24 protein-coding genes are annotated in these 21939 nt (G+C 71.1%); 5 read left to right on the top strand and 19 right to left on the bottom strand.

The features are described from left to right. The first annotated feature begins 28 nt into the window (after positions 1–28). On the top strand, positions 29–1105 hold the full coding sequence (locus tag AC07PA_RS11430; protein WP_494605430.1) for a diguanylate cyclase: 1077 nt from the start codon (positions 29–31) through the stop codon (positions 1103–1105). Here the strand turns inward: AC07PA_RS11430 and cobF are convergent. Genes cobF through cbiE form a run of 4 tightly spaced genes read right to left on the bottom strand, consistent with a single transcriptional unit; the run spans position 1094 to position 4444 of the window. Then, the gene (cobF, locus tag AC07PA_RS11425) at positions 1094–1927 is read right to left on the bottom strand and encodes a precorrin-6A synthase (deacetylating) (RefSeq protein ID WP_494655374.1); all 834 of its coding nucleotides are present in this window, start codon (positions 1925–1927) and stop codon (positions 1094–1096) included. The two genes, AC07PA_RS11430 and cobF, sit on opposite strands and share 12 nt — an antisense overlap. A gap of 8 nt (positions 1928–1935) precedes the next feature. Then, positions 1936–2769, bottom strand: coding sequence for a precorrin-4 C(11)-methyltransferase (gene cobM, locus AC07PA_RS11420; RefSeq protein WP_494605426.1), 834 nt, complete (start codon positions 2767–2769; stop codon positions 1936–1938). Further along, positions 2766–3254 (bottom strand): cobalamin biosynthesis protein, encoded by a 489-nt coding sequence (locus tag AC07PA_RS11415; protein ID WP_494605424.1) that lies wholly within the window; start codon positions 3252–3254, stop codon positions 2766–2768. The genes cobM and AC07PA_RS11415 overlap by 4 nt, the downstream gene beginning before the upstream one ends. Beyond that, positions 3251–4444: a precorrin-6y C5,15-methyltransferase (decarboxylating) subunit CbiE gene (gene cbiE / locus AC07PA_RS11410; RefSeq protein ID WP_494605422.1), complete on the bottom strand. Its 1194-nt coding sequence runs from the start codon at positions 4442–4444 to the stop codon at positions 3251–3253. Before cbiE ends, AC07PA_RS11415 begins: the two co-directional genes overlap by 4 nt. On the opposite strand from cbiE, the gene AC07PA_RS11405 reads away from it, so the two are divergent. Beyond that, complete coding sequence (locus tag AC07PA_RS11405) at positions 4443–5219, top strand: cobalt-precorrin-6A reductase (protein WP_494605420.1); 777 nt, start codon at positions 4443–4445, stop codon at positions 5217–5219. The genes cbiE and AC07PA_RS11405 overlap by 2 nt on opposite strands. Here AC07PA_RS11405 and cobJ read toward each other — a convergent pair. From cobJ to AC07PA_RS11370, 7 genes are all read right to left on the bottom strand, one after another. Continuing rightward, complete coding sequence (gene cobJ, locus AC07PA_RS11400; protein ID WP_494605418.1) at positions 5171–5995, bottom strand: precorrin-3B C(17)-methyltransferase; 825 nt, start codon at positions 5993–5995, stop codon at positions 5171–5173. The genes AC07PA_RS11405 and cobJ overlap by 49 nt on opposite strands. Continuing rightward, complete coding sequence (gene cobI, locus AC07PA_RS11395) at positions 5992–6762, bottom strand: precorrin-2 C(20)-methyltransferase (protein WP_494605416.1); 771 nt, start codon at positions 6760–6762, stop codon at positions 5992–5994. Before cobI ends, cobJ begins: the two co-directional genes overlap by 4 nt. Then, complete coding sequence (locus AC07PA_RS11390; protein ID WP_007852791.1) at positions 6752–7381, bottom strand: precorrin-8X methylmutase; 630 nt, start codon at positions 7379–7381, stop codon at positions 6752–6754. The genes cobI and AC07PA_RS11390 overlap by 11 nt, the downstream gene beginning before the upstream one ends. Further along, positions 7381–8724 (bottom strand): ferredoxin-like domain-containing protein, encoded by a 1344-nt coding sequence (locus AC07PA_RS11385; RefSeq protein WP_494605414.1) that lies wholly within the window; start codon positions 8722–8724, stop codon positions 7381–7383. The genes AC07PA_RS11390 and AC07PA_RS11385 overlap by 1 nt, the downstream gene beginning before the upstream one ends. An 11-nt stretch (positions 8725–8735) precedes the next feature. After that, positions 8736–9518 (bottom strand): sensor histidine kinase, encoded by a 783-nt coding sequence (locus tag AC07PA_RS11380; protein ID WP_494605412.1) that lies wholly within the window; start codon positions 9516–9518, stop codon positions 8736–8738. Positions 9519–9539: 21 nt separating this feature from the next. Beyond that, on the bottom strand, positions 9540–10964 hold the full coding sequence (gene glmU, locus AC07PA_RS11375) for a bifunctional UDP-N-acetylglucosamine diphosphorylase/glucosamine-1-phosphate N-acetyltransferase GlmU (RefSeq protein ID WP_494605410.1): 1425 nt from the start codon (positions 10962–10964) through the stop codon (positions 9540–9542). Positions 10965–11081: 117 nt separating this feature from the next. Then, positions 11082–11840 carry a Crp/Fnr family transcriptional regulator gene (locus tag AC07PA_RS11370; RefSeq protein WP_007856977.1) on the bottom strand — a complete coding sequence of 253 codons (759 nt, stop codon included), beginning with the start codon at positions 11838–11840 and terminating at the stop codon, positions 11082–11084. Between the two features lie 171 nt (positions 11841–12011). Between AC07PA_RS11370 and AC07PA_RS11365 the strand changes: the two genes are divergently transcribed. After that, positions 12012–12410 (top strand): BLUF domain-containing protein, encoded by a 399-nt coding sequence (locus AC07PA_RS11365; RefSeq protein WP_007856976.1) that lies wholly within the window; start codon positions 12012–12014, stop codon positions 12408–12410. A gap of 96 nt (positions 12411–12506) precedes the next feature. Here the strand turns inward: AC07PA_RS11365 and AC07PA_RS11360 are convergent, their stop codons facing one another. Continuing rightward, positions 12507–12899 (bottom strand): DUF2917 domain-containing protein, encoded by a 393-nt coding sequence (locus AC07PA_RS11360; RefSeq protein ID WP_007856974.1) that lies wholly within the window; start codon positions 12897–12899, stop codon positions 12507–12509. Between the two features lie 139 nt (positions 12900–13038). After that, positions 13039–13572 (bottom strand): DUF2917 domain-containing protein, encoded by a 534-nt coding sequence (locus tag AC07PA_RS11355; protein ID WP_494605407.1) that lies wholly within the window; start codon positions 13570–13572, stop codon positions 13039–13041. 130 nt (positions 13573–13702) lie between these two features. Here AC07PA_RS11355 and AC07PA_RS11350 point away from each other — a divergent pair, with 130 nt between their 5' ends. Continuing rightward, the gene (locus AC07PA_RS11350; RefSeq protein WP_007856970.1) at positions 13703–14698 is read left to right on the top strand and encodes a LysR substrate-binding domain-containing protein; all 996 of its coding nucleotides are present in this window, start codon (positions 13703–13705) and stop codon (positions 14696–14698) included. A 95-nt stretch (positions 14699–14793) separates the two neighbouring features. Here the strand turns inward: AC07PA_RS11350 and AC07PA_RS11345 are convergent, their stop codons facing one another. Genes AC07PA_RS11345 through AC07PA_RS11320 form a run of 6 tightly spaced genes read right to left on the bottom strand, consistent with a single transcriptional unit; the run spans position 14794 to position 20880 of the window. Next, positions 14794–15942, bottom strand: a complete 1149-nt coding sequence (locus AC07PA_RS11345) for a DUF5624 domain-containing protein (protein ID WP_494605405.1) — start codon at positions 15940–15942, stop codon at positions 14794–14796. A 15-nt stretch (positions 15943–15957) separates the two neighbouring features. Then, positions 15958–17082 carry a hypothetical protein gene (locus tag AC07PA_RS11340; protein WP_494605403.1) on the bottom strand — a complete coding sequence of 375 codons (1125 nt, stop codon included), beginning with the start codon at positions 17080–17082 and terminating at the stop codon, positions 15958–15960. After that, the gene (locus AC07PA_RS11335) at positions 17079–17963 is read right to left on the bottom strand and encodes an amidohydrolase family protein (RefSeq protein WP_007856967.1); all 885 of its coding nucleotides are present in this window, start codon (positions 17961–17963) and stop codon (positions 17079–17081) included. Before AC07PA_RS11335 ends, AC07PA_RS11340 begins: the two co-directional genes overlap by 4 nt. A 6-nt stretch (positions 17964–17969) precedes the next feature. Further along, complete coding sequence (locus AC07PA_RS11330) at positions 17970–18788, bottom strand: HpcH/HpaI aldolase family protein (RefSeq protein ID WP_494605401.1); 819 nt, start codon at positions 18786–18788, stop codon at positions 17970–17972. Positions 18789–18808: 20 nt separating this feature from the next. Beyond that, complete coding sequence (locus AC07PA_RS11325) at positions 18809–19777, bottom strand: Bug family tripartite tricarboxylate transporter substrate binding protein (RefSeq protein WP_494605399.1); 969 nt, start codon at positions 19775–19777, stop codon at positions 18809–18811. 23 nt (positions 19778–19800) lie between these two features. Beyond that, a complete protein-coding gene (locus tag AC07PA_RS11320; protein ID WP_494605397.1) occupies positions 19801–20880 on the bottom strand; it encodes a porin in 1080 nt (359 codons plus the stop codon). Positions 20881–21037: 157 nt separating this feature from the next. On the opposite strand from AC07PA_RS11320, the gene AC07PA_RS11315 reads away from it, so the two are divergent. Then, positions 21038–21934 carry a LysR substrate-binding domain-containing protein gene (locus AC07PA_RS11315; protein WP_494605395.1) on the top strand — a complete coding sequence of 299 codons (897 nt, stop codon included), beginning with the start codon at positions 21038–21040 and terminating at the stop codon, positions 21932–21934. Positions 21935–21939 lie beyond the last annotated feature (5 nt).

The following is a 21939-nucleotide window of genomic DNA, read 5'->3' as shown; positions in this document are numbered from 1 at the left end:
GCCCCTTCGCCTGCGCACCCTTTTCTCTATGGCCACCTACGAACAACAGATGCCCCGGCGCGTGTACCCGCTGCGCGTGCTCGGCATGGGGCTCGGTGGCGTGGTGGTGGCCGTCGTGCTGTGGCAACGCCAGGCATCCCTGCTCGCCTGGCTGGGCATGGTGCTGCCCTGCTTCGTCTGGCCCCATGTGGCCTACCAGCTCGCACGGCGCAGCGCCGACCCCTACCGCGCCGAGATCCGCAACCTGCTCACCGACTCGGCCCTGGCGGCGGCCCTGGTGCCGCTGATGCACTTCAGCCTGCTGCCCAGCGTGCTGCTGTGCACGCTGACCATGGTGGACAAGATCACCACCGGCATCCGCGGGCTGTGGGCCCGGTCCATCCCGGCCATGCTCGCGGGCGGTGCGGCCGGAACCCTGCTCACTGGCGTGCACTGGTCGCCCGAGAGCCCCCTGCCCATCATCCTGGCCTGCCTGCCGGTGATGGCGCTGCACACCATCTCGGTCAGCGTGGTCAGCTACCGGCTGATCCGCAAGGTGTCGCAGCAGAACCTGCTGCTCGACGAATTGCGCCGCGTGGACACGCTGACCGGCCTGTACGGCCGCGGCCACTGGCAGGAGCAGGCCGAGGCCGCGCTACGGCGCCACCATGCCAGCCGCGAGCCGGCCTGCATGCTGATGATGGACATCGACAGCTTCAAGCAGATCAACGACCGGCATGGCCACAGCGTGGGCGACGAGGTGATCCGCGCGGTGGCCCATGTGGTGCGCGGCAACGTGCGCGCCACCGACTGCGCAGGCCGCTACGGGGGAGACGAGTTCGCCATTTTGCTGACCGGCATGGCCGTGGAGGAGGCCGTCGCCGTGGCCGAGCGCATCCGCGCGCAGACCGAGGCCGTCCGCCTGCGCGACATGCCGGCCCTGCGCATGACCACCAGCATCGGTGTGGCGGCCGTGCACCCGCGCCATGGCAGCCTGCGCGCCTGGATGGACGCGGCCGATGCCGCGCTCTACGTGGCCAAGAACGCCGGGCGCAACCGCGTCACGGACAGTTCCGCCGATGCGGGACCCGCCGCGGCGCCGGAACTGACAACCTCAGGCCGCTGACAGCGGCGGGCCGTCGATGGCCGGCAGCCGGGGCGAGCGCCGCAACAGGTAGATGTCCATGATCCAGCCATGCTGCGCGCGCGCAGCGGCACGGGTGCGCTCGATGCGCGGCCCGGCCTCGGCCAGGGGGCCGCTGTCCAGCAGTTGCTGGGGCATGCCCAGGTAGGCACCCCACCAGATATGCAGGCCTTCAGCGGGCAATACCGTGAAGCTGCACTGCCCGTCCAGCATCACCACGGCCGTGTCGACGCCCGCGGGCCAGCCCTGCTCGCGCAGCTGGCGGCCGGTGGTCACCACGAAGGGCTGGCCGATGTCGTTCAGGGGCACGGCATGGGCGGCGGCCAGCGCCTGCACCGAGGTGATGCCAGCCACCACATCCACCCGCACCGGCGCAGGCTGCATGCGCGCCGCGATGCGCAGCGTGCTGTCGTACAGGGCGGGGTCGCCCCAGACCAGCAGGGCCACGCGCAGCACCTCGGGCATGGGACTGTCGACGGCACGGGTGATGGCGTCCTGCCAGCAGCGGGCTATGGCGGCGTGCCATTCGTCGACCTGGGCCAGGTAGTCGTCGCCCTGGCTGCGGCGCACCGGCATGTCGAAACCGGCGATGCGCGGGGCGGGCGCCACCAGCACCTCGTCGCACAAGGCCTGGCGCAGTGCGGCGAGTTCGGCCTTGTCCTCGCCCTTGTGCGGCAGCAGGATCAGGTCGGCCGCATTCATGGCGGTGATGGCCTGGCGGGTGAGGTGGTCGGGGTTGCCCGTGCCGATGCCGATCAGCACCAGCGCCACCGATGGCAGGCCAGGGCCGGCAGGCGGGCGCATGTTCGCTGTCATGCGCTCAAGGACTGGTCCCGTGCCGTGTCCAGCGCCGAGCCCTCGGGCAGGTCCGGTGCCGGGAAGCGCGGTGCCGTGCCCAGGGGGCGGTAGCGGCGGTCGTAGTCGGCCGCATAGAGCCGGCTTTCGGCAAATTCCTCGGCCTGCAGGCTGCGCCCCACCAGGATCAGCGCCGTGCGCTCCATGCTGGCGGCCACGGCCTGGGCCAGCGCGCCCACTGTGGTGCGCACCACGGCCTCGTCGGGCCAGCTGGCACGCCAGACGATGGCCGCCGGGCAGTCGGCGCCATAGTGCGACAGCAGCTCGGCCTGCACCTTGTCGGCCATGTGGATGGACAGGTGGATCGCCAGCAGCGCCCCCGTGGCGGCAAAGGCGGCCAGGTTCTCGCCCTCGGGCATGGCGGTGGCGCGGCCCGAAGTGCGTGTCAGCACCACCGACTGGCACAGGCCGGGCAGCGTGAGCTCTGCGCCCAGCGTGGCCGCGGCCGCCGCGAACGAGGGCACGCCGGGAGTCACGGTGTAGTCGATGCCCGCCGCGCGCAGGCGCCGCAGTTGCTCGCCCATGGCGGACCAGACCGACAGGTCACCCGAATGCAGGCGCGCCACGTCCTGGCCGCGCGCATGGGCGGCGGATATCTCGGCCATGATGGCATCGAGGTCCATGGCCGCGGTATTGACGATGTGCGCGCCCGGCGGGCAGTGCGCGAGCAGATCGCGCGGGATCAGCGAGCCGGCGTACAGGCAGACCGGGCAACGGCCCATGAGGTCGCGCCCGCGCACGGTGATGAGGTCGGCGGCGCCGGGGCCGGCGCCGATGAAATGCACGGTCATGCCGTTGCTCCTTGGGTCAGCGCGGCGGCCTGGCGTGCTGCGCCGGCCACCGCCATACAACAATCGAAGGGGGCCGGGTGGCGCAAGGCCACGGCCAGCGTGGCACTGCCATCCTCGGCCACCAGGCGGGGCCGCAGCAGCTGCGCCTGCGGCCCGGCGGCAGCGAGCGCAGCCGCTTCGGCCACGCTGCCGGTGCCGTAACGGGCCTGCAGGCGCGGCGACTGCGTGGCCACCGGCTGGCAGCGCAGGGCATCCACCGGCACCGCCAGCACTGGCGCGGGTGCAGGGCCCAGCCAGCCGGCCAGCGCCGGGTGCTGCTCCTTGCCCTGCAGCACGGCCACGGCGCAAAAGCGGTCCATCGGCCCAGGCAGCAGGGCTTGCGCCTGCAGCCACAGGGCCTGCAAGGCGGCAGGCGTGGCCTGCGCGCGCAGGCCCACGCCGACCACCAGGCAGGCATGCGGCGAGGCGGCAAGGGTGGCCGTCACCGCTGCCAGCTCCACTGCACCAGCGGGCGCGCAGCCTTCCAGCTGCGCATGCGTCCCAGTGGCTCGGCGCTGGACAGCTCCAGCCGCAGCAACTGGCCGCCCTGGTCGGCATGCAATTGCACCAGCAGGGCTTCGGTCTCCAGGGTCACGGCGTTGACCACCAGCCGGCAGCCGATGGGCATCAGCGCCTGCAAGGCAGCGAACAGGCCCGCATCGAAGCCACCGCCCACGAACACCGCCTGGGGCGCCGCCAAACCCTGCAGCGCATCGGGCGCCAGGCCATGCACCACCTGCAGCACCGGCTGCAGGCCGAACCGCGCCGCATTGCTGCGGATGTTGTCGGCCCGTACCGCATGCTGCTCCACGCTGCTGGCCACGCCGCCTGCCAGGCACCATTCCACGGCCACCGAGCCCGAGCCCCCGCCGATGTCCCACAGCCGCTCACCGCGCCGGGGCGCCAGGGCCGCCAGCGTGAGCGCCCGGGCCGGGGCCTTGGTGATCTGGCCGTCGTGCGCATACCAGCCGTCGCCACGCCCGGGGACCTGGGGCAAGGCGGGTCCGCCTGCGGCCCGCAGGGCCACCGCCACCGGGGCCCTGGCCGGGTCGGCGGCCAGCACGGCGCAGGCCTCGTACGCCTGCAACGCGCGGCAGCGCTCGCGCGGGCCGCCCACGGACTCCATCACCCACAGCGCGCTCGCACCCCAGCCCTCCTGGGTGAGCCATGCGGCCAGCTCGGCCACGGCCGGACCACCCTGCAGCAGCACGATGCACTGCCCGCCCGGCGCCAGGCGCGGCAGCAACTGCTGCAGCGGGCTAGCATGCAGGCCCAGGCAGTCGGTGGCCTCCAGCCGCCAGCCCAGGCGGGCCGCCACCAGCGAGAATGTCGAGGGCTGCGCGTGGCAGCGCCACTCCTGCGGGGCCAGGTGCGCCGCGAGGCTGCCACCCGCACCGAACCAGAACGGGTCGCCCGAGGCGAGCACCACCACGCGCTGCCCACGCAGCGCCAGCACGGGTGCAGTGTCGAACGGCACGGGCCAGGGGCGGCCGCGCCCACCGGCCTGTGCCAGCGCCAGGTGGCGCGGGCCGCCGAAAATCACCTGGGCCTGGTCGAGCGCCCGGCGCGCGGCGGGTGCCAGCCCGTCCAGCCCGTGCTCGTTCAGGCCCACCAATGTCAACCACGGATCAGCCATGACGCATGTTCTCCTGCTGGGCGGCACCAGCGGCGCCAGCCAGCTGGCGCAGGCCCTGCGCCAGGCACGGATACCTGCCGTGTTTTCCTACGCGGGTGCCACGCAGGCCCCCGTGGCACAGCCCCTGCCCACGCGTTGCGGCGGCTTTGGCGGCGTGCACGGGCTGGTGCAGTTCATTCGCGGCCAGGGCATCACCCACGTGGTGGATGCCACCCACCCCTTTGCCGCGCAGATGAGCCGCAACGCCTGTGCGGCCTGCGACGCCACGGGCGTGCCTCTGCTGGCGCTGGAACGCGCACCCTGGCAGGCCGAGGCCGGAGACCGCTGGCTGGACGTGCCGGACATGGCGGCGGCGGCCCAGGCCTTGCCCGAAGATCCCGCGCGGGTGTTCCTCGCCATAGGGCGCAAGCAACTGGATGCCTTTGCCGGCCGGCACCAACACCATTACCTGCTGCGCCTGGTGGATGCGCCGCAGCCGGGCAGCCTGCCGCTGGCCGACACCACGGTGGTGCTGGGCCGCGGCCCTTTCAGCGCCGCGCACGACCAGGCATTGCTGCAGGCCCATGGCATCACCTGGCTGGTGGCCAAGAACGCCGGGGGCGAGGCCACGCGCGGCAAGCTGTTGGCCGCGCGCGCGCTGGGGTTGCCGGTGGTGATGGTGCAGCGCCCGCCGCTGCCGCAGCGCCCGCACACCGAAGAGGTGGGCACGGTGCTGCACTGGATCGCTCATGGCGTGCTGCCCGAGGCGGCGGGCAAGGTGCCTTCCAGCCCATAGAAGCGCGGGGTGTAGACCCAGCGGCCCACCAGCCGCGTGCTGCTGTTGCCCACCAGCACCACGGTGCGCATGTCGGCCATGTCGGGGCTGGCTTCGGCCAGCGTGCACACCTGCAGCGCCTCGTCGGGCGTGGACACTGCGCGCGCAAAGACCAGGAGCCGCGTGGGCTCGCAGTGCGCGCGCAGCAAGGCCAGCAGGCGCACGAAGCCCTCGGGCCGGCTGCGCGAGCGCGGGTTGTAGAAGGCCATGGCGAAGTCGGCCTCGGCCGCCAGCTGCACGCGCCGGGCGATCACCGGCCAGGGCTTGAGGTTGTCCGAGAGGTTGATGCAGCAAAAGTCATGGCCCAGCGGCGCACCGGCGCGCGCCGCGGCGGCCAGCATGGCGGTGATGCCGGGCAGCACCTGCACGTCCAGCGCCTGCCAGGCGGTGGCCTGTTCGGGCGGCGCCTGCTCGATGGCTTCGAACACGGCCGCGGCCATGGCGAACACCCCGGGGTCGCCCGACGACACCACCACCACCTGCCGCGCCTGCGCCGCCAGCGCCAGTGCCTGGCGCGCCCGGTCCAGCTCCACCCGGTTGTCCGACGCATGCCAGGCCACCGCCCGGGCCTGGCCCTGCGCCTGCCACAGCGCACGGGCCCGATCCACATACGGCAGGTAACCCACCACGTCGGTCGCGGCCTGCAGGGCGGCGGCCACTTCGGGCGTGACCTGCGCGAGGGCCCCGGGCCCCAGGCCCGCCACGGTCAGGCGGCCGGGGGTCTGGCCCGGGCTCACCAGGCGGCCTCCGGCCGGCGGCCCTGGCCATGCACCAGCACGATGGCGAAGTAGGGGCAGGCCTCGTCGCTCACCTCGGTCAGTTTGGCCACCTGCTGGCTGGCCGTGGTGCCGTTCTGCACCAGCCAGGCGGCACCGAGCCGTCCCGTGCGCTGCAGCGCCCGGCGGATGCGCGGCAGGTTGCGCCCGACCTTCATCACCACCAGGGCATCGGCGGTCTGCATGCGCCGCACCAGTTCGTCTTCCTGCAGGGTACCCGTCATCACGCTGAGCACGTCGTCGCCCCAGGTGATGGGCTCGCCCGTGGCGTGCCAGCAGCCCACCATGCCGGGAATGCCCGGCACCACTTCCAGGCGCACGGCGGCGCGCTCGCGCAGCCGGGTGTACAGGTGCATGAAGGAGCCGTAGAGGAACGGGTCGCCTTCGCAGAGCACCACCACCTGCTCGGTGCGCGCCAGGGTTTCCAGGCGGGTGCACCAATCGTCGTAGAACGCCGCGAGCTGGGCCACGTACTCCGGGCTGTCCACGGGCAGCTCGGTGGTCACGGGGTATTCCATGGGGTATTCGGTGGCCTCCGCTGCCAGCAGGCCGTCCACCACCTGGCGGGCCTTGCCCGGGCGCCCCTTCTTGCGGAAGAAGGCCACGTGGCGCGCGCTGCGCACCAGGCGGTGCGCCTTCACCGACATCAGCTCCGGGTCGCCGGGGCCCAGGCCCACGCAGACGATGCCGGGCGCCGTCTGCGCCACCGCCATGGCCTCACTCGGCATGGCTGGCCAGGGCGTTGATGGCGGCCACGGTCATGGCCGAGCCCCCCAGGCGGCCGCGCACGACCATCGCGGGCACGGGCAGGTCCTGCATCAGTGCCTCCTTGGACTCCATCGCGCCGACGAAACCCACCGGGCAGCCGATGATGGCCGCCGGGCGCGGGCAGCCGGGCTGCTGCAGCAGGTTGAGCAGGTGGAACAGGGCCGTGGGTGCATTGCCGATGGCCACGATGGCGCCCGCCAGATCAGGCCGCCACAGCTCCACCGCGGCGGCGCTGCGGGTGGTACCCATTTCGTGGGCCAGCGCCGCCACGCGCTCATCCTGCAGGGTGCAGAGCACCCGGTTGTGGGCGGGCAGGCGCTTGCGGGTGATGCCCTCGCTGACCATGCGCACATCGCACAGCACCGGGGCACCCTGGCGCAGTGCCTGCTCTGCCGCCTCGGCCATGCCGGGGGAGAAGGCCACATGGGGTGCCAGCTCGACCATGCCGGCCGCATGCACCATGCGCACCACGACACGTTCCTCGGTGGGGGTGAATCGGTCCAGGGACGCCTCGCGGCGGATGGTGGCGAAAGACTGCCGGTAGATCTCGGCGCCATCGGTTTCGTAGCGGTGCAGCATCAATTCTTTTCAAACAACAGGCCGGGATTGTCCTGCAGTGCGGACAGGTCCACGTGGTCGACCGCCTCGTCCGCGGCGCGCCCCTGCCGCACCACCGCGAAAACCGGTTCGCCGGTGGTGGGCTCCGCGCGCAAGGTCACCGTGGCGGGCGCCTGGCGCGCGCAGCCTTTGACGCAGCCCGCCACGTGCAGGTGGGCCTGGGGCGGCACATGGGCGGCCAGCGCCAGCGCCAGTGCCTGCGTGGGGGCCTGGGCCTGCGGGCACCCGGGAGCCCCCGTGCAGGCCGAGACACGCAAGCGGGCATCGCCGGGTTGGGTCACCCAGTCTGCGGCCACGTCCAGGCCGGCGGTGTGCCAAAAGTCGGGCGGCCTGACCGCGGAGGCACCGGATTCGACCAGCAGCATGCGCCAGGGGGTCACGCGCAGGCCGCAAGCGCTGCCACGCAAGGCCCACACCAGCCGGGCCAGTGCCTGCGCCGGCAAGCGCCCCAAAGGGGCGCCCACCAGCGTGCCGATGCCGGGCAGGAAGCCGGGCTGCGGGCCGGGCCGCGTGGAATCCGTGCCGTGGCCGTGGGTGGCGCGCACCCAGTGAACCCCTGGCGGCAGCCCGGCGGGCCAGGGGGCCGCCGGCGTGGCGGCGGCCCGCAGGCGCTCCAGTTCGCCGGCATGTGCCGCCAGGCGCCCGGGCCGCCGCCCCGCGGTGCGCTGCGCCAGGCAATGCGCGGCAAACCACCGCGCCAGGGCCAGCCCCGCGGCGGCGGCCTGCGCAGGCCCCGCCGCCGCCAGCGCCCAGGGCAGGCCATCCGGCTGTACCTGCCAGGCCGGGGGGTGCGTTCCCGCAACCCTGTGCATGCGGATGTCGGCGGGCACCGCCTGCAGCCAATACGAATGGCCGCCGTCGATGGACCAGCCGAACTTGGCGGGCAGCGCATCCAGGCCATCGGCCTCGGCCAGCCCCTGCAGCAGCGCCTTTGCCAGCGCCTGCACGCCATCGCCGGGCCGGTGCAAGGGGTCCAGCACCACATTGCGCAGGCGCTCGCGCTGCACGTCCACATCCAGCAGCCCGCAGCCCGCCAGGGCCCGCAGCACCGCGGCATGCCGCGCAGGGTCCACGCCGCGCAACTGCACATTGGCGCGGCTGGACAGTTCCAGAATGCCCGCCCCGTGCGTGCGGGCCAGGCGCGACAGCCGCCATGCCTGGTGCAGGGTCAGCCGCCCCAGCGGCGGGCGCACGCGCACCACCAGCCCATCGCCCGAGGCCATGGGTTGCCAGGCACCGGGGCACCAGCCCTGGACCTGCGGGGTGTGAAGGGGTTGGCGGGCGCCAGGGCCCTGGTTCGGCATGCCTCGGTCGGTCAGGGCTGCGGCCACTCCAGGCGGACCGCGCAGCCCTGGCCCGGCGCACCGGCGGCGGTGATCTGCGCGCCATGGCGCTGCGCGATCACCCGGCACAAGGCCAGGCCGGTGCCCACGCCCTCGAATTCCGTCTCGCGGTGCAGGCGCTGGAACACGCCGAACAGCGATCCCGCGCGCGCGGGGTCGAAGCCCGTGCCGTTGTCGCGCACGGTCACGGCCACGCGCCCGCCCGCCAGTAGCTCGGCGCCGATGTGGATGTGCGCCACCGCCTGGCCGCGTGTGAACTTGAGTGCATTGCCCAGCACCTGCACCAGCAGCTCGCGCAACAGGCCAGGGTCGGCATCGAGCGCGGGCAGGTCGGGTGCCAGGTGCCATTGCACCTCGCGCCCGGCCTCGGCCGCGGCCAGGTCGGTGCGCGCCTGGGCCACGGCATCGGCCAGTGCCACGGTTTCGCAGCGCAGCGGCGCGCGCGTGGTCCGCGTGATGGCCAGCAGGCCGTCGATCATGAGCCCCATGCGCCGGGCCGACTGGTCCATGGTGGCCAGGAAGCCCAGCGCCTCCTGCAGCTCGGGCGCCTGCACCACATCGGCCGGCAGGTCGCCCAGCACCTCGCGCACCAGCGTGCCGTACGAGGTCACATGGCGCAGCGGCGCGCGCAGGTCGTGCGAGACGGCGCGCAGGAACTCCTCCTGCGCAGCGGCCATGTCGGCCAGCTGCTGGCGGCTGCGCGCCAGCTCGGCGAGCAGGGCCTCCACGGCCTCGGGGGTGTCGTCCTCGCTCATGCCACGGGCCTCCTGTTCACCTCATGCCTTGGGCTGCTTCGTGGGACGCTGCCAATTGGCAATGGCCACCTGTTTTCCGCGAGCCACGCCCAGCGAACCTGCCGGCACATCCTTGGAGATGGTGGAGCCGCCGCCCACTGTGGCGCCGGCACCGATGGTGACGGGCGCCACCAGCACGCAGTTGCTGCCGATGTGCACGTCGGCCTCGATCACGGTGCGGTGCTTGTTGGCGCCGTCGTAGTTGGCGGTGATGGCGCCGGCACCGTAGTTCACACGCTCGCCCACCGTGGCGTCGCCCAGGTAGGCCAGGTGGTTGGCCTTGGCACCATCGGCCAGGGTGGAGTTCTTCACCTCCACGAAGTTGCCGATGTGCACTTCGCGGCCCAGTTGCGCACCGGGGCGCAGGCGCGCGAACGGGCCGATCAGCGCGCCCTCGCCCACGCTGGCACCGAGCTTCTCGCCGTCGATATGGGTGTAGGGGTGAACCACCGCGCCGGCAGCGATGCGCGCGTTGGCGATGCAGCAGTTGGCACCGATCTGCACGCCCTCGCCCAGCTCCACGCGGCCGGTGAAGAGGCAGTTGGCGTCGATCTCCACGTCCTGCCCGCACACCAGCTCGCCGCGCACGCCCGTGCGCACGTCGTCGCGCAGGTCGAAGCGGGCCGGGTCGGCCAGGCGCACGCCCTGCTCCAGCAGCGCACGGGCCTGGCGCTGCTGGTGGGCGCGCTCGAGCTCGGCCAGTTGCAGCGGGCTGTTCACGCCCGCCACCTGCAGGGCATCGGTGATGCGGTGGGCCACCACGGGCACGCCATCGGCCACGGCCATGGCGACGATGTCGGTCAGGTAGTACTCGCCCTGGGCGTTGTCGTTGGTCAGGCGCACCAGCCAGGGGGCCAGCAGTCGGGCCGGCACGGCCATGATGCCGCTGTAGACCTCGGTGATGGCGCGCTGCGCCTCGCTCGCATCCTTGTGCTCGACGATGCCCTGCACGGCGTCGGAGCCGTTGCGCACGATGCGGCCATAGCCCGTGGGGTCAGGCAAGGTGACGGTGAGCAGTGCCAGTTTTTCGCCGCCGCCGGCGGCCACCAGCGCGCGCAAGGTGTCGGCCTGGGTCAGCGGCACATCGCCCGAGAGCACCACCACCGTGCCGTCGTCGCGCAGGTGGGGCACCGCCTGCTGCACGGCATGGCCGGTGCCCAGCTGCGGCTCCTGCCGCACGAAAGCGAGTTCCACACCGCCAGCGGGCGCGCCGCGCGTGGCGGCCTCCACCTCGGCCGCGCCATGGCCGGTGATCACCGTGGCGCTGCGCGCCTGCAGATGGGCCGCCTGGTCCAGCACGTGGTGCAACAGGGGGCGCCCGCCCAGGCGTTGGAGCACCTTGGGGAGGCGGCTTTTCATGCGCGTGCCCTTGCCGGCCGCCATGATGAGGATGTCGAGTTGCGTCATGGAAATGCGAAATGGGGGTGCCCAGGCCAGTGTGCAGGACGGCACGCCAGGTGGCGCACGGGCACGGAACGGCGATTATCGGCTGCGCAGCGGCCACGCCGCTGGCCAGGCGCCTGCCTACAGCAGCGGCAGCAGGCGCGGCGGCGTGTCGTAGTACTCGGCAATGCGTTCGAGCGCGCGGGTATTGAGCAGCCGCAGCCGGCCGTTCCTTAGATCGTGCAGGCCCAGCAGCGCCAGGCGGCGCAGGGTCTTGTTGGTGTGCACCAGCGACAGGCCCAGGGCATCGGCGATGTGCTGCTGGTTGAGCGGGAAGGCCACGCTGCCATCGGCATCCACCAGGCCCAGGCGGTCGAGCCGGCGGTACAGGTGCATGAGCAGCATGGCCACGCGCTCGGTGGCGTTGCGCCGCCCGGCGGTCAACAGGTGATCGTCCACGTGGCCCTCCTCGTGGGCCGCCAGCCAGGTGACGTCGTAGCCCAACCGCGGATGCTCGGCAAACACGGCCCACAGGCTGTCGTTCTGGAAGACGCACAGCGTGCAGTCCGTGAGCGCCTCGACGCCATGCGCCGACAGGTCGCCGAACTCCTGCTGCAGGCCCACCAGGTCCCCCGGCAACAGGAAGTTCAGGATCTGGCGCCGCCCGTCGCTCAGTGTCTTGTAGCGAAACGCCCAGCCCGAGTAGAGCGTGAACAGGCGGGAGTTGACCTGGCCCTCGTGCACCAGGGCGCCGCCGGCCGGCACCGGTTGGGTGGCGGAGCGAAAGCCCTCGATGAAGTCCAGCACCTGGGGCTCCACGGGCGTGAAGGCACCGGTCCTGCGCAGTCGGCATTCATGGCAGCGCGGCGGGCACGCTTGGGGCGGCAGGGTGGCGTTCATCGTGGCGCCATTCTAGGGAGCCGGCCACCGTCCGAGGCACCCACCGGTGGGCATTTTTTTGCGGTGTTGGACCCGCGCCATGGGTCGCCACGGCCTTTTTCGTGCACGCAGTCCTGCTATGTCTTTTGACATTGCGCCGCTGTCAGCGCCGTCCTACATTGCGCCGCACCTATGACCCCTGCCCACAGCCTGTATGAAGCCTTGTACGTGAGTACCCTGGCACCCGACCAGCCCGCCAGTGTCGTCGCCGAGATCGCCGGCCATGCCCGCGTGAAGAACGCCAGCCTGGGCATCACCGGCCTGCTGGTCTTCGATGGCATGCGCTTTTGCCAACAACTGGAGGGCACGCAGAAGCAAGTGCTCAAGCTCACCGAGCGCATCCGCAACGACCCGCGCCACACGGGGGTGGAGGTGCTGCACCATGGCCTGCTCGCCGAGCGGCGATTTCGCGGGTTCAGCCTGGCCTTCACGTCGGTGGACGACACCGAGGTGCTCGTGCGGCTCGAACAGCTCGATGGCGAGGCCGCGATGGCTGCCTTCGAGGTGCTGCGCGCTGAGCTGCATCGCTAGCGCCAAAGACAACGGCCGCCGGAATGGTCCAGGCGGCCGTCTCGTTGGGGAGCGCCATGCGGAGCCAGCCAGCGCCGGCCACCGCGTGGTCGCACATCAGGCGCAGCAGGGCGTTCCGTCCACCGAGGGCACCGAGGTCACACCCAGCGCGGCGCGCTTCCACCAGGCCGGTGCCGAGCGCTCGGCCAGGCCCGTCCAGCGGTACTGCAGGCGCTGGTTGCCCAGCGTCTCCACCACCGCATGCTGGCCCGCTGCGACCCACAGGGTCTGGCCAGCCTGCAGGAAGACGTCGCCGGCGGATTCGCTGCTGGAGCCGTGCGGGCCGTCGTCCAGGGTCACCCAGGCCTGGCCTTCGGCGACGCGCAGTGCCATGGCCTTGCGCGGCTTGAGGCTGGCGGCCTCGCCGGGCTTGAGCGTGCAGATGTCCTTGGCCGCAACGCGGCGGAAGGCGCTGGATGGTTGCAATTGCAGAACATTCGATGCAGTCATGGCTTTCTCCTGGTAAACCCTGTAGGCCTCTATGGTGCGCTTGTGCTTGATGCGCGTCCAATGAATTGCAAGGGCCTGATTGATTCAAGTTCGGCATCAATCCAAAAACGGCCGGATACCGGTGACGGCCAAATCGCGCTCAAGCGTGCATGCGCACTCGCTGGGGTGCTATCCGATGCAGAGCAAACCGGGCCAGGCCGGCGGCCAGTCGACCGCTGGCGCCCAGGGTCTTGGCCACCGCGGCGACCACGGCACGACCGCCCTGGCCGAGCGCGCAGACCAGGTCGCGCAGCGGCTGCGCCACGCCCAGCTCCCAGTCCAGCGCCGGATCGGCCTCCAGGGAGGCGACGGGTGCAATGTCCCAGCAGAAGGCCACCGCACTGGGCGCCCCGCCACGCAGGAACCAGGACTCCATCACCACCTGCTGGCCCGGTTCGATGACCAGGGTCTGCCCCTGGAGCAGCACGACGTCCTCGGTGGCCTGCTCGGGCTGGCCGGGCCTGGCACCCACCGAAAGCCATACCCGGCCCTGCGAGATTTCAAGCACACTGCGCTCACGCGGGTTCAGCGTGATGGCACGGCCCGCGTCCAGCTTCCAGCTTCCGGCCAACACGCGGCCGGCCGCGGAAGCGATGGCGGATTGTTGCGATTCCAGAACGGTACGGGACAGCATGGTGGGCTCCTTGGTGTTTGAAAAAAACGTTGTAGAGCCTGGATGATCTGCTCGTAGCGGCCTTCGGTCCAATGAAAACGCGGTACGCTATTGATGCTTACAGCGCATGAATAAATTTTCAAATCAGAGCATGCAGAACGCCGACCCCACCCCTGCCCTCTCGCGCACCCGCCCCGTGGCCGTTGGCCACTGGCGGGCCTTCCTGGCCGTGGCCCGGCACCTGAACTTCCGTGCCGCCGCCGATGAGCTGGCCCTGACCCAGTCGGCCGTGAGCCGCCAGATCCAGTCCCTGGAGGACGAGGTGGGCGTGCCCCTGTTCCTGCGCCACACGCGTGCGGTGGAGCTGACCAGCGCCGGTGCCCAGCTGCAGCGCTCGGTGGCGCCAGCGCTCGAACGCATGGACGCCTCGGTGCGCCTGGTGCGCCAGACGGCAGGGCGCAAGAGCGTGGCCATCAGCACCTGGGCCAGCTTTGCATCGATGTGGCTGATACCGCGCATGGAAGAGTTCCAGCGCGACAACCCGGGCATCGACATCCGCATCGACGCCACCGACGTGCCGGTGGACCTGGAAACCTCGGACGTGGACCTGGCGCTGCGCTACAGCCTGCCCTCCACCACCCCGCCCGGCGCGGTGCGCCTGTGCGGCGAGCAGTTGGCCATCGTGGCCAGCCCCTGGCTCATCAAGAGCAGCCCACCCGTGCGCACCCCCGCCGATGTGGCCCAGTTCACGCTGATCGAGGCCGGCGACGCCCACCGCAGCACGCACCTGGAATACCTGAGCTGGCAGCGCTGGTTCGAGAACCAGGGCCACCCCAAGCTGCAGCCGCAGCGCTGGCTGTATTTCAACTACGCACACCAGATCGTGCAGGCGGCCCTGAGCGGCCAGGGCCTGGCGCTGGCCCGCATGCCGCTGATTGCCGACGCACTGGCCGCGGGCGACCTGGTGGAGCTGCTGCCCAACCACCGGCTGGATTCGCCGCTGGCCTACTGGCTGCTGGTGGGGCCGCGCAGCGCCCACCGCCCGGAGATCAAGGCCTTCTGCGCCTGGCTGGAGATCCAGGCCAAGGCCACGCGCGAGGCCGTGGGCGATGTGCCCGACCCGGACACCGTAGACGACTTCGACTGAGACCGCCAACAGCTTGCCAGTCTCCGGCGCGCCCTGCCCCGCCGGCCGCCATCACCAGGCAGGGCGGCAGGCAGGGCAAGGCATGCCGGAAATCGTTAGCCTCGAACGAGCCCCTCGTAATCGACGTTGGTGAAGCCCGGAATCGGCACCTCGCCGGGCCGGTTGCCATTGCGCTGCAGCTCGTCCACCACGTAGTCGGCCACGCAGTTCACCAGCAGTTGCTGCGGGTCTTCCATGATGCGGCGCAGGCGCGCCACGCAGGCGGCCTGGTCATCGAGGCCGTGGATGGGCGGCATGTCGCGTTGCTCATCGGGCGAGAACACATAGGCCGGGTGGTGCGCGAACATCTGGCGCGACACCTCCACGCTGGTGCGCGTGTGCATCCACAGCCGGCGGTAGGTCTGCTCCAGGCCGGCCAGCGCGGCCTGGTCCTGGAACTGGTCGACAGAGAAGCCGGGCGCATGCGGTGCGACGTACAGGCGGTCGGCCGGCATCCGGCCATCGCTCACGCGCCAGACCAGGTTGCACATGCTGTTGGACGACCAGGTCACCCCCGCCGTGGGCCGGCCCGACTGGCCGCTGACCAGCACCATGGCGCGCGCCCAGTCGATGCCGCTGCCATGCAGCCAGGCGCCGATGCGAAAGGCGATGTCCACATAGGCCAGGCCGAAGGTGGCGAACATGATGGCGTTCATGGACACCGGCAGCACGCCGGCTGGCGGGTCGAAGTACTGCGCCGCCAGGGCGTCGAAGTCGAGCAGTGACGCATCCACTAGCGCACGCTCGACATAAGCCTCGGTGGCATCGAGCGTGTAGGCCACCAGGGCGGCGATCTTCGCCTCCTGGCCCGCAAAGGCCGGCAGGTTCACGTGCTGGCGCCACATCTCGGCGACATTGGCGCCGCGCACGCGCGCGATGTGCGGCAGCAGGCCCTGCAGCGGGGTGCGCCAGCCGGCGACGTCATCGGGCGCGAGCTCGCGCCGGCGCGCCACATAGGCGATGGCCAGGGGCAGGTGCGAGATGGCCGTGAGCTCGATGAAGCCACGCGTGGACTTGCGAAAGCTTTCCATGCGCGGCGCGGCGCCCCGGCCCGGGAACAGTGCGATGTCCGAGGCGGTGGACACCAGCAGCGGGTTGCCGGCCTGCTGCTCCAGCATCAGGGCCGTGAGCTCGGGCCCGATGGCGCCCGGCCCGCCGGTGAAGGCATGGAACAGGCCCGCGAAATCGGCTTGGGGTTGGTACATGGTGTGTGTCGCGGGCTATGAACCCGCCAGGATTTGGTAGATACGGCTGTCGGTGCGGAAATGCAGCGACCCGCTCAGGCTGTTGGCGACGGCCAGGCAGGGTACGCCGCCCACCGTGAAGGCGGCCGCATCGGTGCCGCCCGAGGTGCCGAAGGCATGCACCGCCTCCAGCCCATCGCCGTGCCAGCGGTAGATGACCGATTGCAGCTCGGGGATGGGCGCCTCGCGCGAGCCGTGGATGAAGTTGACCTGCACCAGGTGGCCGCCCTCCTCCCCTTCGCCGGCAGGCAGCCAGGTGAATTCGCGCCCGCCCGGGCCGCTCAGGCGCTGGTGGGCGGAGAACTGTGCGCCATCCCAGCGCAGCAGCCAGGTCTCGCCCAGCAGGTTGGCGAACACCAGCCAGTCGGTGCCCGACGCATGGAAGTGGCAGAAGGCGCGGCCGCTGGTGCCGTCGAGCACCTGCAGGGTCTCGAACGCCGTGCCGTTCCACACCAGCAGGCGCGAGGGCGCGACATGGTCGGCATAGGCCAGCAGCGTACGGCCCTGCACCTCGAACGCGAGCCAGTTGTAGCCCCAGGCGGACTCGACGGCCTGGAACGGCACGAAGGTTTCACCATTCCATTCGAAGATGCACGACTGCGCCGATGCGTCCACCGCCACCCCATGGCCGGCCGCGCCCTGGGCCAGTGCCAGGAACGAGCGGCCCTGCACGCGGAAAAAATGCCATTGCTTGGCCGCCGTGCCCGCGATCCGCTGGAAGGGCGTGAAGCGCCCCTGCACGAATTCGTAGACCACCGAAGGCGGCGACATGTCGTAGGGCCCGCGGCCGCTGCGCAGGCTGGCCGTGGCCAGAAAGTGGCGGCCGTCTAGCGTGAAGAACTCGGCGTCCTCGCCGCCGGGCACGGGCAGGCGCTGGAACTCGGTGAAGGCGGCGCCGTCCCAGCGGTAGACGATGGTCTCGACATCGCTGTCGCCCGCACCCATGCCGGGCGCAGTGCCCGGGATGTCCACGGACAGTTGGGCGATGGCCAGGTACTGCACGCCATCGATGGCGAAGGGCTCGACGGCGCGTGCGGCGCTGGTGGGCAGGCGCTGGATTTCGCGCAGCGCCATGGTGGCAGACGGAGGGTGCATCGTCATGGCTGGAAATCGTACAGGCGTGCCGGGTTGTCGCAGAGGATGCGGTTGCGGCGGGACGCATCGGGCACCCACTCGCCCAGCAGGTTCAGCAGGGCGCCGGTGTCCATCTGGCCGTTGGGAATGTGCGGCCAGTCGCTGCCCCAGATGGTGCGCTCCGGCAGCGCTTCGGCAATGGCCTGGGCATAGGGCAGCAGGCGTGCGTAGTTGCCGTCCTTGGCGATGCGGTAAGGGCCCGAGAGTTTCATCCAGCCCCGGCCGCCGGCCACGGCGGCAATCAGGCGGTCGAAGTCGGTGCGCGTCAGGCCATCGCTTTCCAGCATGTAGCCCATGTGGTCGATCACGAAGTCCGAGGCGATATCGGGCATCGCCGGGACCAGGTCGCGCACCACGGTGCCAGGCGTGTAGAACTGCAGGTGCCAGCCCCAGGGGCGGATGCGCTCGGCGCTGCGCTGGATGTAGTCGACGATGCGCGCAATGGGCCACTGCGCGCGCAGGAACAGGTCCAGCCGCAGCGCGCGCACACCGCGCCGGTGCATGGCATCGAGCGTGGCGTCGTCCACCCCATCCTCGACCATGGCCACGCCGCGCGCCCGCCCGCCCAGTTCATCCAGGGCGTCGAGCATGCAGGAGTTGTCGGTGCCGTAGAAGCTCGGCTGCACGATGGCAAAGCGATCCAGGCCCAGGCCGCGGGTCATGCGGTCGAGCAGCGGTGCCGGGCCGTCGGGCAGGGTGTAGTGCGGCTGGGCCACATGGGGGTAGCGGTCCACCGGGCCGAAGACATGCACATGGCTGTCGCAGGCGCCGGCCGGCATGGGGAAAGCGGGGCGCGACAGGGTGTCTGCGCTGCGCGTGGGGGTGGGAACAAGGATCTCGGAAGCCATGGGAGTTCAGGTCAGGGTTGCAAGGGCCTGCGCCACGCGGGCTTGCGCGGCAGCCAGGAGAAGGTCGGTATCGATGGCCGTCATGAGCAGCGGCGCCGCACCCAGGCGCACCAGCTCGGCGCTGTAGGCGGCGTCGCCGATGCCGCCAATGGCCAGGGGCTTGCCCGCCGCCTGGCAGGCGGCCAGCGCCGATTCATGCGCGGCACGCACCGTGGGGTGGCGGAAGTCGCCGGGCACGCCCAGCTCTGCGCTCAGGTCGTTGGTGCCAATGGCCACCAGGTCCACCCCGGGCACGGCCGCGATCTCGGCCAGGTTGCGGATGCCCAGCGGGCTTTCGACCAGCACCTTGACCAGCGTGGCCTGGTCGGCCGCGCGGTACAGGGCCTCGGGCGCCAAGCGGCGGTACTGCACCAGGGGCAGCGTGCCGATGGCCGAGCGGTGGCCCTGCGGCGGAAAGCGGCAGGCGGCCACGATGTCGGCCGCCTGCGCGGCAGTCTCGACCCGGGGCGCGATGATCCCCAGGGCGCCCGCATCGAGCAGGCGCCCGATCACGCCGTACTCGCGCTCGGGCACACGCACCAGCGGCATGAGGCCGATGTCCAGCGCGCAGGCGCAGATCTGCCCGGCCACGTCGATGGCCATGGTGCTGTGCTCCAGGTCCACCCAGATGACCTCATGGCCGCTGGCCTTGGCCAGGCGGGCGATCTCGGGCGTGCGGGCACCGCGCACACCGAAGGCGGCCACCGGCTGGCCCCGCGTGAGCCGGTCGATCAGCCAGGGGGCCCCGGAGGCGGGCGACAAAGAGGATGGGAGTGGGACAGACATGGATGCGTGGCTTCGGTGGGTCAGTTGATGGCGATCTTCTTGGCCTTGATCAGGCGCTCCATGGACTGCGACTCGCGCGCCAGGTTGGCCTGCATCTGGGCGGGTGTGATGCTGAGTACCTCGTTGCCCGTCTCCTGCAGGGCGCTGGCGACCTGCGGGTCCTTGGACGCGGCTTCGAGCGCCTTGCGCATGCGCTCCAGCACCGGCGCCGGTGTGCCGGCGGGTGCCCAGACAGCGATGGTGGTGAACAGCTCCAGGCCGGGGTACAGCTCGGACAAGGTGGGCACATCGGGCAGCGTGGGACTGCGCTTGTCACCGGTATAGGCCAGCGCACGCAACTTGCCCGAGCGGATGTTGGGCAGCGCCGAGGAGGCCGGTTCCCAGCCCACATCGAGCTGTCCCCCCATCAGGTCGGGCATGGCGCTTTGCTTGTAGGCGATCTGCACCATGTCGATGCCCGCTGCGTCCTGCAGCAGCTCCATGCCCAGGTTGGCCGTGCTCGCGGGCCCGTAGGTGGCGTAGTTGATGCTGCCGGGCTTGGCCTTGGCGATAGACACCAGGTCCTTGAGCGACTTGCCGGCAAACGACTGGCTGGCCACGATGAAGGAGCCGCCGCGGAACAGCGCCGCCACGGGCACCAGGTCCTTTTCGGGGTGGTAGGGCAGCTTGGCCATCAGGTGCGGCACCGTGGTGATGGGCAGGCTGGTGGAGAACAGGAAGACCTGGCCATTGGCCGGGGACTTGGCCACGGCATCGGTGGCCAGCGTGCTCGATGCCCCGGGCCGGTTCTCGACCACCACGGGGGCCGAGAGCAGCTTGGACAGGCGGTCGGCATAGAGCCGGGCAAAGGCGTCGGCGCCCACGCCCACCGGTGTGGGCGTGACCAGGCGCACCGGCCCGTTGGGCCAGCCCGGGGTGGACTGGGCGTGGGCCGTGCAGGCCAGGACGGTAACGGCGAGGGCGCCCAGGAGGAGGTTGCGCTTGTGCATGGTTTGAAACTCCGATACCACGGTCAGAAGTTGTGCGAGATGCCGAACTGCAGGCCCGAGGCATTCACGCCCGGAGCGCCTTCGGGGGACTCGCCGGTCGCAAACGCGGCATTGCCCCGGTTGGTGATGCGCGAGTACGCCCCATACAGCGCCGTGCGCTTGCTCAGCGCATGCACATAGCCCACGGCCATCTGGCGCGCACCGTCGCCCACCACCGCAGCACCGCGCGCCTTGGCCTCTGCCACCGACACGCGCACGGTGCCGACCTCGCCCACCGGCACGGTGGCGCCCAGCAACCAGTTGGAATGCTTGCTGCCCGTGGCGCGCTGGTCCAGCCAGTAGCCCATGAGTTTGGCCACGCCGAAGTTGTACGCGCCGCCGATGTTGGCCACCTTGCTGGTCTGCCCCTTGGCCGGAGTCTCGCCGTAGGCGACCGCCACGTCCACCGGGCCGGCGGCGTAGCCCAACCGGGCACCGGTATAGCGCGCGCCATCGGCCCCTTCGGCCGCCGCCACCATGGCCTGGCCATAGACGCCGCCCAGGTTGCGCGGCAGCAGGTAGCCCAGCGAGTTGGCCGAGCGCACAAAGGTGCGGGCCCCGCCGGTCCCGAAAGGCCAGCCTTCGATGAGGTTGGCCGAGCCGCCGACGCCCACCGTGCCGAACGGCGCGAACTGCGAGACGTTCCAGAACGTGGGCGCATAGTCGCGCCCCAGGCGCACCTCGCCCCAGGAGGCGCTGGACAGGCTCACGGTGGAGCGGCGGTGGAACAGGGCCGATCCCTCGAGCGCGCCGGAGTCGGGCAGCAACTGGGCTTCGAGCCAGAAGCTCGCGGCCAGGCCGCCACCCAGGTCCTCGGTGCCCCGAAAGCCCAGCCTGCTGGGCACCAGGTTGCCACCCGAGGACATGGTGGTGGCCGAGGCGCCACCGGCCTTGGCATGGGTGATGTTGAGGTCGAGCGTGCCGAAGATGGCCACGCCGCTTTGTGCATGGGCTGACGTGCCGAGCGCAGCGGCCGCGATGCCGGCAGCCAGCGCCCAGGCGGCGCGCGAAGCGGGGGTGGGGAACGCGCGGGCAGGCCGGGCAGATGGCTGGTGGGGGTTCAAGCTTGTCTCCTGTTGGTATGGATCGCACCGTTTCGGGCGGCGACAGGACGGATGCTAGGGACCCTCATCGATATCTGGAAATACTGTTTTTGGATAAAAATCAGTACCAAAAAAGTATAAATAACCCCTGACAACCCTGACCCATAGGAGCCCCCATATGGAAATGCGCCATCTGCGCTACTTCGTGGCCGTGGCCGAAGAGCTCAACTTCACCCGCGCGGCCCTTCGGCTGCACATCGCCCAGCCGCCGCTGAGCACGCAGATCCGCGCGCTGGAAGAGGAGATCGGCGCTGAGCTCTTCGTGCGCGACACGCGGCGCGTGTTCCTGACCCAGGCAGGCAAGGAGTTTTTGGTGCGCGCCCGCGCCATCCTGGCGGCCGCCCAGGAGGCCACGGAGGCGGCGCGCAGTGCATCGGCCGGCATCTTCGGGCGCATCGCGCTCGGGGTCACGGCCTCGGCCATGTTCACAGAGCGTCTGCCGCGCGCGCTGCGCGGTTTTGGCCAGGGCCATGCGCACGTGGAGATCGACCTGCAGGAAATGGCCTCCGTGGCGCAACTGGGCGCGCTGTACGAGCGCGTGCTGGACGTGGGCATCCTGCGCAAGCCCGACATGCGGCCGCCCGAGGGCGTGCACCTGGAGCAGTGGTACCGGGCGCCGCTGGTGGCCGCGGTTCCCGAGGGGCATGCACTCGCCCGCCAGGAGGCGGTGCGCATGGCCGACCTCCAGCGCGAGGCACTGATCACCTACCCGCGCGATGCCGGCATCGGCCTGTACTGGCCGGTGATGCAGCTGTGCGCCCAGGCCGGCTTTCGCCCCCGGGTGGTGCGCGAGGCGCGCGAACCGGCTTTCATGATCGGCCTGGTCGCTGCTGGCCTGGGCATCGCCATCGTGCCGCAGGACACGCGCTGCATCGGACTCGAAGGGGTAATCTACAAGCCGATCCTGGAACCGGACGCCGCGTCGACCCTGTACCTGGCCTACCGCACGGCAGAAACCGACCCGCACACCCTGGCCATGCTGGCCACGCTGCGCACCGTGGCCAGCGCACCATGAAAAAC

It is taken from the genome of Acidovorax sp. GW821-FHT09B03, assembly GCF_059418305.1.
Note: the sequence above shows the minus strand (reverse complement) of the source record. Positions and strands in the feature narration are given on the sequence as shown.

Excerpts from the sequence above, each read along its gene's own strand:
- AC07PA_RS11355 (WP_494605407.1), bottom strand. The coding sequence starts at position 13,572 with ATGCTGTCCCGTACCGTTCTGGAATCGCAACAATCCGCCATCGCTTCC.
- AC07PA_RS11370 (WP_007856977.1), bottom strand. The coding sequence starts at position 11,840 with ATGAACGCCACCCTGCCGCCCCAAGCGTGCCCGCCGCGCTGCCATGAA.
- AC07PA_RS11330 (WP_494605401.1), bottom strand. The coding sequence starts at position 18,788 with ATGTCTGTCCCACTCCCATCCTCTTTGTCGCCCGCCTCCGGGGCCCCC.
- AC07PA_RS11350 (WP_007856970.1), top strand. The coding sequence starts at position 13,703 with ATGCAGAACGCCGACCCCACCCCTGCCCTCTCGCGCACCCGCCCCGTG.
- AC07PA_RS11380 (WP_494605412.1), bottom strand. The coding sequence starts at position 9,518 with ATGAGCGAGGACGACACCCCCGAGGCCGTGGAGGCCCTGCTCGCCGAG.
- AC07PA_RS11405 (WP_494605420.1), top strand. The coding sequence starts at position 4,443 with ATGACGCATGTTCTCCTGCTGGGCGGCACCAGCGGCGCCAGCCAGCTG.
- AC07PA_RS11315 (WP_494605395.1), top strand. The coding sequence starts at position 21,038 with ATGGAAATGCGCCATCTGCGCTACTTCGTGGCCGTGGCCGAAGAGCTC.
- cobF (WP_494655374.1), bottom strand. The coding sequence starts at position 1,927 with ATGCGCCCGCCTGCCGGCCCTGGCCTGCCATCGGTGGCGCTGGTGCTG.
- AC07PA_RS11340 (WP_494605403.1), bottom strand. The coding sequence starts at position 17,082 with ATGACGATGCACCCTCCGTCTGCCACCATGGCGCTGCGCGAAATCCAG.
- AC07PA_RS11430 (WP_494605430.1), top strand. The coding sequence starts at position 29 with ATGGCCACCTACGAACAACAGATGCCCCGGCGCGTGTACCCGCTGCGC.
- cobI (WP_494605416.1), bottom strand. The coding sequence starts at position 6,762 with ATGCCGAGTGAGGCCATGGCGGTGGCGCAGACGGCGCCCGGCATCGTC.
- AC07PA_RS11345 (WP_494605405.1), bottom strand. The coding sequence starts at position 15,942 with ATGTACCAACCCCAAGCCGATTTCGCGGGCCTGTTCCATGCCTTCACC.
- AC07PA_RS11360 (WP_007856974.1), bottom strand. The coding sequence starts at position 12,899 with ATGACTGCATCGAATGTTCTGCAATTGCAACCATCCAGCGCCTTCCGC.
- AC07PA_RS11385 (WP_494605414.1), bottom strand. The coding sequence starts at position 8,724 with ATGCCGAACCAGGGCCCTGGCGCCCGCCAACCCCTTCACACCCCGCAG.
- cbiE (WP_494605422.1), bottom strand. The coding sequence starts at position 4,444 with ATGGCTGATCCGTGGTTGACATTGGTGGGCCTGAACGAGCACGGGCTG.
- cobM (WP_494605426.1), bottom strand. The coding sequence starts at position 2,769 with ATGACCGTGCATTTCATCGGCGCCGGCCCCGGCGCCGCCGACCTCATC.
- AC07PA_RS11390 (WP_007852791.1), bottom strand. The coding sequence starts at position 7,381 with ATGCTGCACCGCTACGAAACCGATGGCGCCGAGATCTACCGGCAGTCT.
- AC07PA_RS11325 (WP_494605399.1), bottom strand. The coding sequence starts at position 19,777 with ATGCACAAGCGCAACCTCCTCCTGGGCGCCCTCGCCGTTACCGTCCTG.
- glmU (WP_494605410.1), bottom strand. The coding sequence starts at position 10,964 with ATGACGCAACTCGACATCCTCATCATGGCGGCCGGCAAGGGCACGCGC.
- AC07PA_RS11335 (WP_007856967.1), bottom strand. The coding sequence starts at position 17,963 with ATGGCTTCCGAGATCCTTGTTCCCACCCCCACGCGCAGCGCAGACACC.
- AC07PA_RS11365 (WP_007856976.1), top strand. The coding sequence starts at position 12,012 with ATGACCCCTGCCCACAGCCTGTATGAAGCCTTGTACGTGAGTACCCTG.